Source organism: Methylotuvimicrobium sp., assembly GCF_050611805.1.
In the GTDB taxonomy this organism is placed as follows: Bacteria; Pseudomonadota; Gammaproteobacteria; order Methylococcales; family Methylomonadaceae; genus Methylotuvimicrobium.
Genome location: NZ_JBNGHF010000077.1, coordinates 1 through 16,287 on the forward strand (window position 1 = coordinate 1; position 16,287 = coordinate 16,287).

Here is a 16,287-nt window from a genome sequence, read left to right on the forward strand (position 1 = left end):
CACGGCACCGATCGCGGCATGCCGGAAACGGAACAAGCGCCGGACATGCCGACGAGTTCAACGAACTGATCGGCGACGAGTTCATTCCGCTGCTGAACAAAGCCGGCGGGTCGGGTTTTCAAGTGACGGCCTACACGCAAACCTGGTCCGATGTCGAAGCGCGAATCGGCAGCAAGGCCAAAGCCGGGCAGGTGGCCGGCAACTTCAATACGCTGATCATGCTGAGGGTCAAGGAATTGGCCACGGCGGAAATGCTGACCAGCCAAGTCGATAGCTGTAACGTGACCACCGTAACCGAAGTCTCCGGCGTCAACGACACCGCCGACCCGACTTCCAAGGTCGATTTCACCTCGACCAACCAAGACCGGATAGCGGTGACCGAAGTCCCGTTGATCACGCCGGCCAACGTAATGGCGTTGCCGAAAGGTCAGGCATTCGCGCTGCTCGAAGGCGGCAATCTGTGGAAAATCCGCATGCCGCTGCCCTCCAAAAGCGACGACGACATGATGCCGAAGAATCTGCGCTTTAGATATGACTATTGCAGGTCTTGCGGTTGATATTTTCAGGCATCTACACATAACGCACCTCGCAGTCGAACCGGAAATTGTATCCACCACAAAGTCTTATAAAATAGAGAATACATTTATCTTGAGCGACACGACGACTCCAAAACCTGCATCGCTTTTAATCAGAGGTTTGTTGCCCCAGCGTTATTCGGCGATTGGTCGTTGGTATGCGGGAGTGGGGCGGGGCAAGTTCATTCGGAACCGTGCCCAAAAATGGGTTTGATACGGAGTCGCAGGCCATCGGCGCCGCATCGCTATGTCGCTCCGGGTGGGTTACTGCAAGACTACGGCAAGAAAGTTCTATGAGATGAATAAGCCCATGTTGCATTTTAACTGGCTAAAAAAAGACCGGAAAAAATCCGAAGCAGCCACGCCGGCTCCGCCCAAGATTCCCGGTATTCTGACCGTTCGGAAAGTAGACGATCTGTTGGCTCGCCACAAGAGACTGATTTTACAAATCAATGAATTGGCCGGATTGTCGGAACGCAATTTCAACCGCTATTATCTCCATGCGCTGCGCAATTTCGCGCGATTCGTACAACTGTTGCCGGCCTCGGAAGTGCATCATCATGCCGGCCCTGGAGGTATGCTGACGCATACCCTGGAAGTCTGTGTCAATGCGTTGAAGATTCGACGTTCGTATCTTTTATCGGAAACCGGCGGTGCCGAAGAAATCGCGGCCAAACAAGACTTATGGACCTACGCCGTTTTCCTGGCCGCGCTCTGTCATGACGTGGCCAAGGTCGCCGTCGACCAAACCGTGACCGTTTACGATCTTAACCATCAATCAAAGTCGTGGTCGCCTTGGGAGTCGTTTTTGGAAGAGCAGGGCGCATGGTACCGCACTGAATTCCAGCAGGGCCGGCAATACCGGTTACACGAAAAAGCGTCATTGTTATTAATCCATCGGATTATTCCTGCCTACCCATTAAATTGGATCTCAGGTGATCGATACATATTTTCTCAATGGTTAGCGTGCTTATCGGGCGACATCGACAATGCGTCATCCATCGGGGAAATTATCGGGATCGCCGATGGCAAATCGGTGTCCGCCAATTTAGGTGCAGACTCCAGCCGGATGCCGGTGGTCAAGACTAAACCGTTGCATGAAAAAATGCTGACGGCTTTACGCTATTTATTGAACGAAGGAGAATTGCCGTTAAACAGAAACGGAGCCGCCGGCTGGATCAGCGGAGATGACTGTTGGTTGGTGAGCAAGCGTACAGTGGATGCGATCAGAGATCAATTAATCCAAGAAGGCCATACCGGCGTACCCACGAAAAACGGCCGACTGTTCGACATTCTTCAAGAGCATGGCGTTTTAATCCCGTATGGCGACAAAGCCATCTGGCCCTGCATTGTCGAGGGGGAAGGGTGGAGCAACGAATTGACGATGATCCGCATTGCAATCGCGAAAATCTGGCCAAACTCCGACAGTCGACCGAAGGCATTCGAGGGACGCATCATCCCGGCCGAAATGGAGGTATCAACGAAGTTAGGCGCTTCGGCGGGCAACGAAAAAAGTCGGCCAAGTCCTGTAATAACGCCAATGAAAAGCGGTTCGGATCAAACTGCTCCTGAAGAATCGCAGCACAATCAGGAAAACGAGCCGAGTTTGACCATGGAACCGGAAGACGAGTCATCGGCTTCAAATCGACAACGACTTAGGCAAGATTTTGACTTGCAGAATTTCTTACCCTCGGACGATAGGGCTCTCGATGAAAGTCAACCGGCAAATCCCGATCCGGATACCATCACAACAGAACAGAACAGAAAAGCCATCCCAATGCACAATCGGAATCGGCTATACCGGTCAATGACGAAAGGGACTATTCGACCGATGCGTTTTTTGCCTGGCTACGCAACGGCATACAAAGCGGCGAAATAAAAACCAATCGGCCCAAAGCTCGCGTGCACATAGTCGATGAAGGCGTCGCGCTGATGACGCCCGGTATTTTCCAAGATTATGCGTCGGCACAAACTAACCGCCGCACAGACTGGGCGTCCATCCAGAAAAAAGTATTGAAGAAAAATTGGCATGCACGGGACAGCCAAGGCTTGAACGTGATCAAATACCAAGTCGAAGGCGGCAACAAATCGGCCACGATCAATGTGATACTTTTTCATGAATTGTCGCTGGTATTCGGGGGAAAAGAGCCGCCAACGGCTAATCCGCATTTGAACCGAATTTGTGGTGAGTGACATCTGCATTGGTAGGTGTGTGCAGAAAGATGCCAGTCTATGTACCGAATTGTCGCATCAATTATCTCTCTTAAACAACATCTCGATTCATTAACGAATCATCCGCTTATCTATCGCCCCTCCCGAGTTTGTCCGCATTGTTCTTTTGGACAGCTATGGCGCCATGGCTGTATTTGCTTTAAAGATTAAGATAATACCGGGTATGCTTACGTTCCCCTGTCCTTGTTAACGCCCCTTTCATCACCAAATCTTGTAAGTCCCGAGTCGCTGTCGGACGGGTTGTGCCGGTTATGCCCAAATATTTTTCTGCACTCAAACCGCCTTTGAACCCCTCCGGGCCTTCGCGGAATAGTCTGGACAATACCTTCTCCTGGCGGACATTGAGTTGCCCTCGTAATCTGTCATAAAATTTGGCTTTATTGATCAGAAATTCAAGTCTTACTTGGGTATAGCGTTGGGCGCTTAATACGGTATCCGCAAAATAGATTAACCAGGCTGTAATTTCATTGTCTTTGTTGGCTAATTCAAGTGCGGTGTAATACGCCTTCTTGTTCCGTTCAATGGTGTGGGCGATAGCAATCAGCGTAGGTTGTCCCACACACTGCGCCAAGGCTTTCTCGGCAATTGCCCGGCCGATCCGGCCATTGCCATCTTCAAAAGGATGGATGCTTTCAAAATATAGGTGGGCGATACCCGCTCGCACTAAGGCGGGTAATGGTGAATGTCCGTCTGGGGCTGTCGTATTAAACCAGTCAATATACCTATCCATTTCCGTCATGACTTGTGCGGATGGCGGCGCTTCATAATGGATTTTGGGGGAATAGATGGGCCCGGATACTATTTGCATAGGCTCTTGATGGGTTCGGTATCGCCCGATGTCATTGAGGTCACGTCTACCGTTGGTCAGCATGGTGTGCCAATTAAATAAGGTGGCGTGAGATAGGGGCGATTGAAACCCTTGGTATAAGTCAACCATGACCTGCGCTATTCCGTGTTCGGCAGGTGGAATCTTACGGTTATCGGAGACTAATCCGAATTGGCGGCGGATGGATGACTGCAGGCTATCGCGATCCAGATATTCGCCCTCAATCTCTGAGGTCTTAAAAGCTTCATTACTAATAAGCTCGATGGTTAACTGGCTTTTTTCTTCATCGTCAAGATGCTTAAAAGCCCCAAACAAAAGGCCTGCACCAAGCAGTAGCCTGTTGTCATAGCCAACGAGGGGTAATTCTTCGTATCTAAAATGAGGCCAATCGGGTTGTTGCCAATTCCATACCATGAGCTATAACCGTAACTTATATAGCTCATATTAGTTTATTTTATGATGTATAAAAAGATATTTTATTCATCATCCTCAATAATTGCGTCCCGTTTCATCATTTTACGAGATTAATTTTTCTGATTGGAACGTCTCTAAAATTCAGAGATGGAAATCTTGCAGAAATTATGGGGCACTAGGATCCGGGCCTAAAATTTTATGTGCCCAAAAATGTCCGGCAATGAGCTATCTGTAACGATTTTTCAGGCTTTCTTAGGCTCATTTTAAAGGATTAGCAGGATGTAAGGCATTGAATTAATTGATGTTAAAAAGGAAGGATAAACCTTTTAATGCGATGGTCGTGCGTTCGAATCGCACACGACCCACCACCAAACACTTTATAAAATAACCAGTTAGCTTCTTCCGGGCGACTGGTTTTTTTATGCCTTGCGTTTTTATGTGGCCAAAATGTGTCCCGGTGTGTCAGAAATGTTAGCTGCTAGGTGTTCTGGTGTTAATCAGCGTGCAAAACTTACCAGGGTTCTGGGGAAAACAGCGTTGAAAAGTTGCCGCCCCAGTTGTTTCAATAACCGGTTTTTAGCCGGAGAATCCTGGAGTGTTATACATGGATATCATTGCCGAAATCCAAAGGCGTCTTTTGTCAGTGGGGAATCCATCAGTTCGATCGCAAGGTCATTGAAGATTTCCTGTCCTACCGTTAGAAAACATCTCACCACAACAAGCGAGCCGGTTTATCAGCGAGAAATTCAGCCGTCACCTAAATTGGGCGACTAATGGAATTAGCCCATAATCTAATACTGGTCGGCGGCACCGGAACCGGAAAAACGCATCTCGCCACGGCCTTGGGAATAGCCGCGATCCACCGAGGCAATCGTGTCCGTTTCTTTAATGCGGTGGATCTAGTCAACTGTTTGCAGCACGAAAAACAGTTAGAGCGAACCGGAACCTTAGCTCGCAAGCTGATTCAAGTCGATGCCGTCATTCTCGAAGAACTCGGATACCTACCGTTTCCGGAATTCGGTGGCGCACTCCTGTTTCATCTGATCAGCCAGCTCTATAAATGCACATCCTTGATCATCACAACCAATCTCAAGTTCAGTGAATGGGTTCAGGTGTTTGGTGATGCCAAAATGACAACAGCGCTCTTAGACCGCATTACGAATCATTGCGACATCCTGGAAACCGGCAATGAATCTTATCGATTCAAGCATCGAAAAACCGGTATTAAAACCCATTAACCCACTAAACCCTGTGGAAAATTTTCGACGCTGACAGGTGGAAATTTTTGAACGCTGATTGACACCGGCATTAGGTAAGCGCAGCGTACCTACAATTCACTTTGGATTTATAAGCGCTTCCGGTAGTGGTGGGTAGTTTTCAACTATTACCGCATACATAGCTTAAATTAATGGCAGTGACGCAAATCGTGAGAACGATAATTACCGGGGGCTGAATATTTACGATTAGTGTTCATTTAACTTACGACTTATCGTCATCAGAAACAACGGTGTATTCAGCGGTAATGCTATCGGGCTCGGATTGCCGAACCGATTTTTGCTGAGCGTTTTTGATCAGTCGCCACGCTTTGAAGCCCATAATACTCAACGGGATCAACAATACGGCAAAAAACACGGACAAGACCAGAGCGCCGACGACAGCTGCGATCATGGCCGGAATAGCCAGGATTTTGGCAAGGCTAGAATTGGAATTTTCTTCGACGTGATATTCAAGTCGCCGTTGGGGGTCGTTTGTCGTGCCAATACGAATGGTTCGTTTGTAAATTCTAAACATGAGTCGGAGCCGAGGGAATGCCGAAAAGGTGATTGAAAGGAATAATAGCGAAAACCTGGAGCATAAAAAATGTCGGTGAATCTGCGTGATGACACAACAAACTCACCGACGTTTTACTATCTCCGTAACTTACGACTAGCGATGAAAGCCAGAGTTCCTTCAAGAGTTATACCTTTCGCACTTCAAATTTCGGCAGTGCTTAAAGAAATTCAAGGGTGATCGGTCCCTCACCTAACGCTAGGTGAGGGACCTACATGGACGTATTCACCCAGCACCTAAATTCCACAGCCCATTGGCTAGGATTAATTATCTTAGATAATTTAGGTGCTGGGTTCACGGCGTCCTTTGACGGTCACCCCGGTGCCGAATTTTGATCTACGGGTATAGCACAACCAGCCAGTCCAATGTTTAAACTGCATTCTTGCCCTGATGAATACAGGGTATTGCTCTGGCTAGTGCGCTTGCAGCATCGTGCCAGCCCTCACAGCTGTTGTGCCCCTTGCGCCCCTTAATTAAATTCAGGAGATATTTGGCCTTGGCATAAACCATGAAAAACAGAAGAATAAGCCGCTGTTGTCTCGCAGAGATGGGTTTCTGAGCGCATATCAGTTTATCTTCATAAATGCCTCCATCGATCATTCCAACGGTTCCCCATGCATAAACTGAAATCGATGCTCCTAAAGGAAGACGCGGCCCCAGCACGACCGCATCCAAAAAATCGCCGTCCGTACCGATATAAGCCGGAATTGAGCCGTAGTTGAATGGACAGGGCAACGGAGAGATAAAGTCCAGCTTTCCAGTGGAACCCCGCTTTAAAAAGCTGCCGCGAGGTGTCTCAATAATGACATTAACCAAAAGAGCTTGTTCTAGAGTGTTTAAAGATTGCATCTGAAATATATAATCCGTCGTAGATCGAAATTTGGCACCGGGGTGCCCGTTAGGGGCTGGTTAAATACGTCCGTGCTTTATACCAGAAATCCTTTATCTCGCCCCGTCACTGCCGACCTTTTCCGCCGAGTCCTAACAGCGTAGCCCGGATGGAGCGTAGCGCAATCCGGGAAGCTCGGAGCAGCGCCATTCCCGTATTCCGCTGTGCTGCATACGGGCTACATGCTTTAATAGCAGCTTGGAAAAGGGCAGAAGTGGATTGGCCTATTTTAGCTTGATAAGTATGGATTAAGCCGCCGGCAAATGCAGTATCCAATTTGCTATCCAAAAATAAATCAGCACGCCGGAGGCGTCGGCGATCGTCGTGACTAAGGGCGCGCTAGCGGTGGCAGGATCCCAGCCCAATCGGTTCAAGATAAAAGGCAGACAGAGCCCCACCAGGCTTCCGATCATTACGATACAGATCATGCTCAGTGCGACCACCCAGGCAATGTCGAAGCCGCCCCGATAAACGCCGATCAATGAAACGGTAGCGGCCATGGTTAGGCCCAATCCGCTTGCGACGGCGATTTCTTTCAGTAGCAATTTTCCCCAGTCGCTGATTGCGACATCGCCGGTGGCAATGCCGCGCACGACCAATGTCGCGGCTTGCGATCCGGCGTTGCCGCCGCTGCCGATGAGTAGCGGTAAAAAGAACACCAGTACGACATAAGCGGCAATCGTATCTTCGTAATAAGCGATTCCAGCACCGGAAATTAAATTACCGAAGACCAAGAGCAGTAACCAGAGAATGCGCTTGCGGTAAAGCGTAAATAACCTCGCATCGCGAAAGTTGCCGGCCAAAGGGCCGATCGTTGCGCCTCTGTGCATGTCTTCGGTTGCCTCTGCCTCGGCAACGTCCATTGCATCGTCATAGGTAATGATGCCGACCAAACGCTCGTCATCGTCGACGACCGGCAAGCTTAGTAAATCGTAACGACTGATTAATTTAGCGGCATCTTCTTGCTTGGCGGATAGCTTTGTTTTGACCATGTCGGTAGTTATGACATCCTTAATTTGCGCTTCCGGTTTGTTCATGATCAGTTCGCGTAACGATAACGTGCCGATTAAACGATATTGAGCGTCGACGGTATATATTTGGTATATCAATTCGGCGCTAGGAGCGCTTTTGCGAATAACGTCGAGTGCTTCGCCGACTGTGATTTTGGCAGGTACGGTCATATAATCGCTGGTCATGATCGCGCCGGCTGTACCTTCTTCGTAACTCGCTAGGCGTCTGAGTGCTTCGCGTTCGGCATGAGCGATCTTACGCAGCACGCGATCGTGACGGTGTTCAGGCAAAACATGGAGCAAATCGGCACCTTCGTCGGCGTCGAGATGACGTAGCAACTGCGATACTTCCTTATCGGTCATTGCGGTGGTTAATTGTGATTGCCAGTCGACCGGTAAATGCCCGAAAACCGACGCACGTTGCACAACCGGTAAGTACATCAAAAGTTCACGTGCAGCATCGACCGGAACGGTTTGCAGCAGTTCGGCCAGGTCGACAGCTTGAAACTCTTCTAGAAATTGACGAACGGCTTGGTAATCTTTACGCTCAATCGCACGGCGCAAGTAGTCGTTCAGGATGGCGGTCGGCATATTTATGTCTCTTTTTATTTGCGAACGCGTTTGCCCGCAGCGGAAACAAACTGAATTAGGTTGTCGCTACTCCCTTTTGATCGCAAGACCGTCTAGGAATAAAAGGTATGGGATATGTCTATCGAGGACCGCCGTTCACCCGGCACCTAAATTCCATAGCCCATTGGCTATGATTAACTAGCTGGGATAATTTAGGTGCTGGGCGGTAAACCCATCCATGGAGGCTTGACGGCAGCGCTCGAACGCCAGGGATGTCGGCAGCCACACCCCATAACTTCACAAAGTTAGCCATTTTTTGAGTATAAAGGGAGTAAAGTAGCGGGAAAGGAATGCGCGTTAGACATTATAAAGGGATTGTGTAAATCTATTATAATATTTCGACTGGAACTTTCCATAACCGGCTCGTTGGATAGCGCTGATCAATTCAGCTCACATAGCTTATTAAATAAGTTTCATAATTTTAAATATATGATTTATAAATATTATTTATTCTCTGCGTTGTTTTAGGCTTATTATTGGGATATGAAGATGATACGGATTAGATGGCTTATCTCGAATTTTTGTTGTCTTGATAGTTCAGGTTATTACGATATTTTTATTCTTTTCGTAATGGCCCCCTCTTGTCAAAGGGCGAAGTGAGGGGCTTAAAGTCATGTCAGCCTTATTCAACTTTTCCATATCAGGAGCATAAAATGCCAAAATTCATGACTAAAAGTCTTTTGATTTTAATCGCTTCGGCTTCTTCGACATGTGTCTTTGCCGACAGCCCAAAAGAGCAAATTCATTATTTGGAACAAAGTCGTGCAACAGCCCATGAATTCATGCAGTCGCTGGGTAGAAAGCTGAAATCTTTACTGGAAACAGCCGACACGGAAAACGCGATCATTGTTTGTAAACAAATTGCGCCGGCAATGGCAGCCGATTATTCGAAAGACGGGTGGATTGTGAAACGGGTATCGCTTAAATCGCGCAATAAATCGATGGGAGTTCCTGATACCTGGGAGCGGCGGGAGTTGGAAGGTTTTGATAGGCATCACTTGTCTGGAGAACCTACCGACGAGCTCGAAATGTCCGCAATCGTAGATGAAGTGGATGGGCTTTGGTTTCGTTACCTGAAAGCCATACCGACTCAGCCGATGTGTTTGCAATGTCATGGTAAAGCGGAAGATATACCTGATGGGGTTAAAACGATATTAGCGCATGAATATCCGAATGACGACGCAATAAATTATAGTGTCGGCGAAATACGCGGTGCGATTTCGATTAAACGACAGATATTTGCTCATGAATAGAAAAAATGTTTTTGGGGGCGACTATTCCGATATAAAGCCTTTTTTATTCTCTATAGTCGATTACGGCTTTTCTAACATCGCTGATCGTGAAGTTGTATTGTCTGCTTAATGGACCTAGTTTTGACGTTTTGTTCGTTGTTTCGGGTAAATTAAGGCTTTCAAGTATATATTCGATCGGTACGCCAGCTGTCTCCGCTGTCTCTGTTAACGTCATGCTGCCTCGTATTGTTAGAGGTCCGTTATTCCATGCACGTATTTGTTTGCCGGATGCTCCCGATATTTCAATCGGTGCGACTAGCGGCGCAGCGGCGAAAGCGATCAAAGTCAGTACGCCGACTAGGCCCAGTCCTAAGCGCAGTCCCGACCCTTCCGTAACACGTCCCGAAATGAAGCCGACAACCCAACGCCAATGCAGCAATAAGTGTAACGCCAATATCGCGAAAAAAAGTACCGATACCCAGAAATGAACGGTTCCCCATTGATGACGGTCAATCCCCCAAATTGTCGCGAAACGCCCGCTACCGGGCGGTAACAGATAGCGTATCAGCACCCCGGTCGTGGTGAGAAAAACAAAACCCGCGAAGGCTGCTATATCGATGATGAAATTTAAATGGCTACGTTTCATTGTCGGTTTATCCGCAAATGCTTGAAAGGTTACTGCTTGAGCTTTGCTCTTCAAAAAGCTTAACTTGATTCATTGTGTAGATGAAAATACGGCGCCAGCGTTTGAAGCCTGCTGTCTTCTAATGGCTTGCCGATCGTAAAATGATAAATGCTTTGTAGGCCGGTGTCGTTTATTCCCAGAACCTCGTGTACCGCGTCATCAAAAAAACAGCCGATACCGGTTCCACGCATTCCTGTGGCTTCGGCTTCAAGATATAATGCTTGGCCGACTAAGCCGCTTTCCCAAAATCGACGGCGATATTGCCACGGTTCTTTTGCCAATTCATCGCCGAACTCTGCGACCATCGCTAAACTGAAGGCGCTATCGGCGGCGATATCTTGATGGCAAGATATCGTTTTGGCTGCGCGTCGGCAATCGGCGTTAAGTAAGTTATACAGTTCTAACGTTTCAGGCGTACCTTCGACCTTTTGCCAAATGAATTCGGATCGAGTGCTTTCCTTCAGCATCTGAAGACTGGCCTGGTTCCGCGGGAGGGCGTAGAGACCCGGTTGCAACCCTTCGACGCGATGCACGAATAAAAATAAATGAATTTTCGCAGGCCAACGCCAAAGGTCGAAGGGGATTAAGTTTTCAGGCGTCGTGGCTTGCAGAATGCGATAAAAATGATTTAGCTCGATCGGAGTTTGACCGTCGAAATGTTGAGCGCTACGCCGCTGCCGAATGATTTCGAACGCGCTTGTGGAAGCGTTTGTTAATTGGGGCGATACGGCCATCGCCGGATGCTGGTGGTTTTCTTCTGTGACGGGTTTGGTAGCAGTTTGCGCTGCTGAATCGATTAACGGCCAATGAAAATGGTGGTAACGGCTCAAGCGATTGGCCTTGCCAAACCAATTGTCGATGCTAAGTTCAGCTAGGTAGCGATTAACCGATTCGTCCGGAGATATCTGAGAGCCGGCGTGAATTCGGCATAATAAGTCGGGGGCTTCGTTTTCCTCTGCAATGAACTCGTAGTGGCGGTCCAGACCTAATAGTCGCGCAATCGCTTCGTCGCCGCATTCGGCCAGTAGTTCGACCGACCAACCCAGAGTGGCGGCTGCATAGCGCAACGCGCCTAGTGCATGGCCGATGTCATGTTGGCAATAGCGAAATGCGCGTTCGCCGTATTTCCAGGCTTCCCGCCAATGGATAGAGCTCAAACCGATCAATATCCCGCTAAATGCCGGCGTCTGACGCCAATTACCGCGCATTTCCAAGACATGGTCGTGACTCAAATAATGATAAACACCGGGCGGAAGGTCTGTGTCCACTGTATTGATTAGATAGGCTTCGGTCGGATGGAGATTACCGCTGGACGGGTTGCAGCGCAGAGCCCACCGATCCTCGCCGTATTGTTTCCATGCGGAAAGTCCGAAGCTCAATGCCATCATAAGACCCAAATTATTCCGGTTGAATGGCTGTGATGAGATTAGATCGGGATTTAGAAGCTCGTTATAGGTTGGTGAGGGGGTGTTTTTGGGTAAAGGCAGTTGAAATCGTTCGCTGCCTTCGAAACGTCTGAACGGGTCCGGTTGATCGGCCCAGTCGAGTCCGTTTGGGCCTTTGGCATAACGGTCCAAATGGTGTTTGGTTCGTTGGTGATATTCCAGTATGCTGTTGAGTTTGGGTGGTGTCATGCTTGTTTCAGAAGTGAGTGATCGACAAACCGATTTTAAAACACTCTGCATGGCTCTGCCATGATGAGGCAAAGAAATTTTAAACATATTTATACTTGATTAATCCATGGAAACGCTGATAGCTCTCATTCAAGCTCATATTGAACACGCTCATTTTATTATTTTCGGATCGCTGTTGTTGGCGGGTCTCAATATTCCGGTATCCGAGGATGCAATGCTGTTTATTTCGGGGGTATTGGCAAGGCAGTATCCGGATCAATTGCCTTATTTATTTGCCGCAGTCTATCTAGGTGCTTACGGTTCGGATTTGATCTGCTATAGTTTGGGGCGAATTGTCGGGCCTAAAATCGTACATATTAGTTTTTTTGCTAAAATGGTGCCTCCAAAAAGGGTCGAAAAGATTCATGCCTATTACGAAAGTCACGGTATTGCAACGCTGATATTAGGGCGCTTTATTCCTTTTGGGGTTAGAAACGGGCTGTTTTTGTGCGCGGGGCTAGGTAAGATGAGTTTTATCAAGTTTGCATTGGCGGACTTATTAGCTTGCACGATTTCGACGGTTGTATTCTTCTCGCTGTACTATCATTACGGGAAAGTAGTCGTGTCATATGTCATGCAAGCGAATATCGTAGTATTCGTTTTAGCGGCAATTATCGGGAGCTATTTGTTTTTTCATGTTAAACAACGGCGTAGGAAAGGGAAAAATATTTGCTAATGAATAGGTTGTCAGCGGGCAAGTATTCAATGCTTTCTTCCAAAAAGAGAGGGTAGGGGAGGTTATTTAAATAATATCCCCTGTTTCAAGGAAAATAGCCAAAGTTCTAATTTGTTTTAAATACAGGGGGGTGAGCACTAAGCTTCAGCGGTGATTGAGCTAAGCATTTCGTGATAAAAAATTTCCTTGATCTATGAGTTTAGTAGCCGGTTCGGTTAGCAATTCCCAATTTGAAGCTAAAAAAGAGTGCGGGATGTGCTTGGAGAAAATGACTGTCTGTCGAGCAGCCGCGCCATATTCTGATTGTGCGCTTTAATAGTTAAAGAATAATTACAACATAGCTAAGCATGAAAATACAGGGCGCTGAAATTAAAGGTGAGCCTCGGTCGCTTGAGGATTGGACATCAGTATTGCGCGATCGGGAAATGCCGGTATTTTCCGATACCGTGCAGAGTATCAACTATATTTTAGAGGACGAAAAGAAAGGCGCGATGGAACTGGCTCCTGTGATACTTCAAGATCCTAATCTAACCGCAAAGCTATTAAAGCTAAGTAATAGTATTTATTACAACCCTTCGCGAAAACAGATGGTGACCGTATCTCGGGCTATTGTGATTCTCGGTATCGAGGTCATTCGAGAGCTGACACTGGCTTGCTCGCTTTTTGAAGCGATTTTGTTGCCGAATAACAGGCAACGCGCCAATGAAGAAATCGCCAAAGCTATTCATGCGGCAGTTCAGGCCAAGGCTTTGGCGATCGCAGCGAAAGATCCTTCGCCCGAAGAGGTTTTTATCGCAGCGTTGCTCAAAAATATCGGAAGCATCGCCTTTTGGTGTTTTTGCGGAGCACAGGGCGTTAGAATTCAGGCATTGCTGAAAAATGGCCTAAGCAACGAAGCGGCCGAAAAGCAAGTGCTGGGTTTCAAACTGGCTGATTTGGATATTTCATTGTGCAAAACTTGGAATTTAAAAGGTTTGATCGAAGCGGCTATTAAAAAAAGTACCAGAGACGTTGATCCGCGGGTTAAATTCGTTCGCGTCGGCTGCGAAGTCGTCGAAGCGTTACGAGAAGGAGTCGGAACCCAAAGTTATTACGCCTGTGTCGAAAAAATCGAGACCATGACTGGCCAATCGAAAGAAGCGATTGAGGCGGGTCTCCGTAAAAATACCGACATTGCGGCAAACATTGCTTGCCATTTCGGCGCAACGGAGGCTTCGAATTTAATTCAGCATAATGTTCGGCAAAATTCCGAATCGAATGCATCGGCGCAAAATGTGGATCGAAAAGTCTTGCAATTTCAAATTTTGCAAGATATTACCGCAATATTAAGCGGAAGAATCGATATCAATCTGTTGCTTGAAACCGTATTGGAGGGTATTCAACGTGGAATCGGCATGGATCGGACCATTTTCGCTCTTTTAACAAAAGATAAAAATGCATTGTTGGAGAAAGTGGCTTTGGGTTGGCGTAAGGATAGTTATTTACAAAAGATTCGCTTTGAGCTTAGTAAGTCTCCGCCTAATTTGTTTTTTCAAGCGATTGCCAATCACGAGGGTTATTGGATAAACCCGAAAGAAAACAAATCTTTGTATAGCGAAAGCGATGTTAAGACGATCGGTATACAATCTTGTTTATTGATGGCTGTTTGTTCAAGCGACAAACCTATCGGCCTGATTTATTGCGATCGAGCCTACAGCAATCTCGAATTGACCGAGGATGATCTCAAGGCGTTCAAACATTTTGTTCAACAGGCTAATATTGGTCTATCTCTCTACCGTATGCAAGCGAAGTAAGGTCTTGATATGGGCGCTTTGGATTTCGTGAAAAATAACTTCCTGGTGCTATGAGTTTTATAGCGTTCCTCGACAGCACACCCTAGGATCGTCGAAACTGCTCGAACTGGAAATTGCAGCAATGAACATTCCTCTTTTTAATGATCGGTAGCAACATGATAAAGCTGACATTTTGGGTTATTCCTTTTTTCTTATTAACGGCCCCAGCTCATGCTGATTATCGAGACGATATTGGTTATAACCAATTGCAATCGGAATTGGGAATAAACACACCCGATGGTACCGGCACTAAAGTTACACAAGTTGAGGCCGCCATAGGTGCAGGCGATTTCAATACCGGCTCCTGGATGCCGAATACGGTTAGTACTCAGTTCACAGGGAAAACAATTATAGATCAATCGTTTCCTTCCTCGAATGGTATATCCTCGCATGCGACAGGCGTTGCGCAGTTGTTCTATGGAAATACCAGTTCTATGGCTCCGGGTATCATTGAGGTCGATATCTATTCGGCAAGCAACTGGATGCAGAGTGGATTTTTGAGTGCAGGCTCAACTCTTGTTCCATCCGTTAGCGGTAGCCGTATCGCTAATCATAGCTGGGTCGGAGAGTTGGCTAATGCGCATGATGTTTTGGATATTTTGCACCGCATCGATTGGCTGGTTGACGAAGATGAATTTATTCAAGTTGTCGGTGTAAATAACGGATTGGTTCAAAAACCTCTGATCAGTAATGCCTTTAATGTGATTGCGGTCGGTCGTACCGACGGCCAGCATGAAAAAGGCACTATGGCGCTGGATTCGGTTTATGCATCGGATAGGTCGGGACACGATCTGGTGGTTCCTTTTGGTACGACAAGCAGTGCGACTGCCGTGGTTTCCGGGGCTGCTGCGATGCTTATCGAACAAGCGCAAATCATCGCGGAGGGACCGGCTGCCGTGATCAGCAATGGAGACACGATCTATAACGGCGAGCGTTCGGAAGTTATTAAAGCGATCATGATGGCCGGTGCCGACCGAGCGACCCAAAATTTTCATACGATAGCGCAGATTACAGACTATCGTGCAGATGCGATAAACCAAGCTCAAAATGGTCTCGATGTGCGATTCGGAGCAGGTCAACTGAATGTCTATAATAATTATCAAATCATGGATGCCGGCCAGCAAAGTAACATGCAAGACGGCGGAGCTGCTACGGTCGATTGGTTTGGCTGGGATTACGATGCGAATTTTGGCGGTGCACAGGATAGTAACAATATCGCTTCCTATCGTTTTGCGACGAGCGAGGTCGGCGGAGACCAATTGACGGTTTCGTTGGTTTGGAATATCAATATCGAGGATAACCGGCGTCCCGGATTTAATCCCTCCGCCACACTCCATAATCTGGACTTGTTTTTATATGATGTAACCGACGGCAACGAGGATCTCTTTGCAAGCTCAACCAGCGCTATTGATAACACAGAGAATTTGTGGGTCGTTCTGGACGGTGGACGGGACTATGAGTTGAGGGTAGTTGCAGTGGACGATGAGGATTTTAACTGGGATTTTGCACTAGCTTGGCGCGTATCTTCTTTCACTCCTGTGCCTTTGCCGGCTGGGTTTTGGTTTTTTCTGACAGGATTATTGGGTTTGGTCCGCTTTAGATTTCGTTCGGGATCGTAAAGGTTTCTATAAACGCGCACGGTCATATCATAAAAAGGGGAAGTTGCTCGATAGGAACGAGTTGGGGTTCCGGCGTCCTGTCAGATGAGTTACCGAAACTCCAGAAAGCTTAGGAACGAGCATGAAATAACTTCGACAACTTCTGGGAGGGGGTTCGGTGGCTC

General features: G+C 47.5%; 13 protein-coding genes and 1 pseudogene. 8 read left to right on the forward strand and 6 right to left on the reverse strand.

The window, feature by feature from the left end:
- From ACRJJO_RS20585 to ACRJJO_RS20595, 3 genes are all read left to right on the forward strand, one after another.
- Positions 1-557, forward strand: a 557-nt coding sequence (locus tag ACRJJO_RS20585) for a TraM recognition domain-containing protein (protein ID WP_431067451.1), incomplete at its 5' end; no start/stop codon positions are given.
- Between the two features lie 328 nt (positions 558-885).
- A complete protein-coding gene (gene mobH, locus ACRJJO_RS20590; RefSeq protein ID WP_431067452.1) occupies positions 886-2,454 on the forward strand; it encodes a MobH family relaxase in 1,569 nt (522 codons plus the stop codon).
- Complete coding sequence (locus ACRJJO_RS20595; RefSeq protein WP_431067463.1) at positions 2,451-2,768, forward strand: conjugal transfer nickase/helicase domain-containing protein; 318 nt, start codon at positions 2,451-2,453, stop codon at positions 2,766-2,768. Before mobH ends, ACRJJO_RS20595 begins: the two co-directional genes overlap by 4 nt.
- Positions 2,769-2,946: 178 nt before the next feature.
- On the opposite strand, the gene ACRJJO_RS20600 is transcribed toward ACRJJO_RS20595, so the two are convergent.
- Complete coding sequence (locus ACRJJO_RS20600) at positions 2,947-4,047, reverse strand: Fic family protein (protein WP_431067453.1); 1,101 nt, start codon at positions 4,045-4,047, stop codon at positions 2,947-2,949.
- A 773-nt stretch (positions 4,048-4,820) separates the two neighbouring features.
- Between ACRJJO_RS20600 and ACRJJO_RS20605 the strand changes: the two are divergent.
- Positions 4,821-5,285, forward strand: a pseudogene (locus ACRJJO_RS20605) (ATP-binding protein); the annotation flags it as partial.
- Positions 5,286-5,526: 241 nt separating this feature from the next.
- On the opposite strand, the gene ACRJJO_RS20610 reads toward ACRJJO_RS20605, so the two are convergent.
- From ACRJJO_RS20610 to mgtE, 3 genes are all read right to left on the reverse strand, one after another.
- Positions 5,527-5,838 carry a hypothetical protein gene (locus ACRJJO_RS20610; RefSeq protein ID WP_431067454.1) on the reverse strand — a complete coding sequence of 104 codons (312 nt, stop codon included), beginning with the start codon at positions 5,836-5,838 and terminating at the stop codon, positions 5,527-5,529.
- Between the two features lie 408 nt (positions 5,839-6,246).
- Complete coding sequence (locus ACRJJO_RS20615) at positions 6,247-6,726, reverse strand: inorganic diphosphatase (RefSeq protein WP_431067455.1); 480 nt, start codon at positions 6,724-6,726, stop codon at positions 6,247-6,249.
- A gap of 288 nt (positions 6,727-7,014) precedes the next feature.
- The gene (gene mgtE / locus ACRJJO_RS20620) at positions 7,015-8,367 is read right to left on the reverse strand and encodes a magnesium transporter (protein ID WP_431067456.1); all 1,353 of its coding nucleotides are present in this window, start codon (positions 8,365-8,367) and stop codon (positions 7,015-7,017) included.
- A 692-nt stretch (positions 8,368-9,059) separates the two neighbouring features.
- Here mgtE and ACRJJO_RS20625 point away from each other — a divergent pair.
- Entirely contained in the window at positions 9,060-9,659 is a 600-nt protein-coding gene (locus ACRJJO_RS20625; protein ID WP_431067457.1) for a Tll0287-like domain-containing protein, read from the forward strand.
- 43 nt (positions 9,660-9,702) lie between these two features.
- Here the strand turns inward: ACRJJO_RS20625 and ACRJJO_RS20630 are convergent, their stop codons facing one another.
- Both ACRJJO_RS20630 and ACRJJO_RS20635 read right to left on the reverse strand, forming a co-directional pair.
- The gene (locus ACRJJO_RS20630; protein WP_431067458.1) at positions 9,703-10,284 is read right to left on the reverse strand and encodes a DUF4405 domain-containing protein; all 582 of its coding nucleotides are present in this window, start codon (positions 10,282-10,284) and stop codon (positions 9,703-9,705) included.
- A 59-nt stretch (positions 10,285-10,343) separates the two neighbouring features.
- Positions 10,344-11,957: a SagB/ThcOx family dehydrogenase gene (locus ACRJJO_RS20635; protein WP_431067459.1), complete on the reverse strand. Its 1,614-nt coding sequence runs from the start codon at positions 11,955-11,957 to the stop codon at positions 10,344-10,346.
- Between the two features lie 106 nt (positions 11,958-12,063).
- Here ACRJJO_RS20635 and ACRJJO_RS20640 point away from each other — a divergent pair, with 106 nt between their 5' ends.
- The 3 genes from ACRJJO_RS20640 (at position 12,064) to ACRJJO_RS20650 (ending at position 16,123) form a co-directional block, all read left to right on the forward strand.
- Positions 12,064-12,672 (forward strand): DedA family protein, encoded by a 609-nt coding sequence (locus tag ACRJJO_RS20640; RefSeq protein ID WP_431067460.1) that lies wholly within the window; start codon positions 12,064-12,066, stop codon positions 12,670-12,672.
- Positions 12,673-13,019: 347 nt separating this feature from the next.
- Entirely contained in the window at positions 13,020-14,465 is a 1,446-nt protein-coding gene (locus ACRJJO_RS20645; protein ID WP_431067461.1) for an HDOD domain-containing protein, read from the forward strand.
- Between the two features lie 155 nt (positions 14,466-14,620).
- Entirely contained in the window at positions 14,621-16,123 is a 1,503-nt protein-coding gene (locus ACRJJO_RS20650) for a hypothetical protein (RefSeq protein WP_431067462.1), read from the forward strand.
- Positions 16,124-16,287 lie beyond the last annotated feature (164 nt).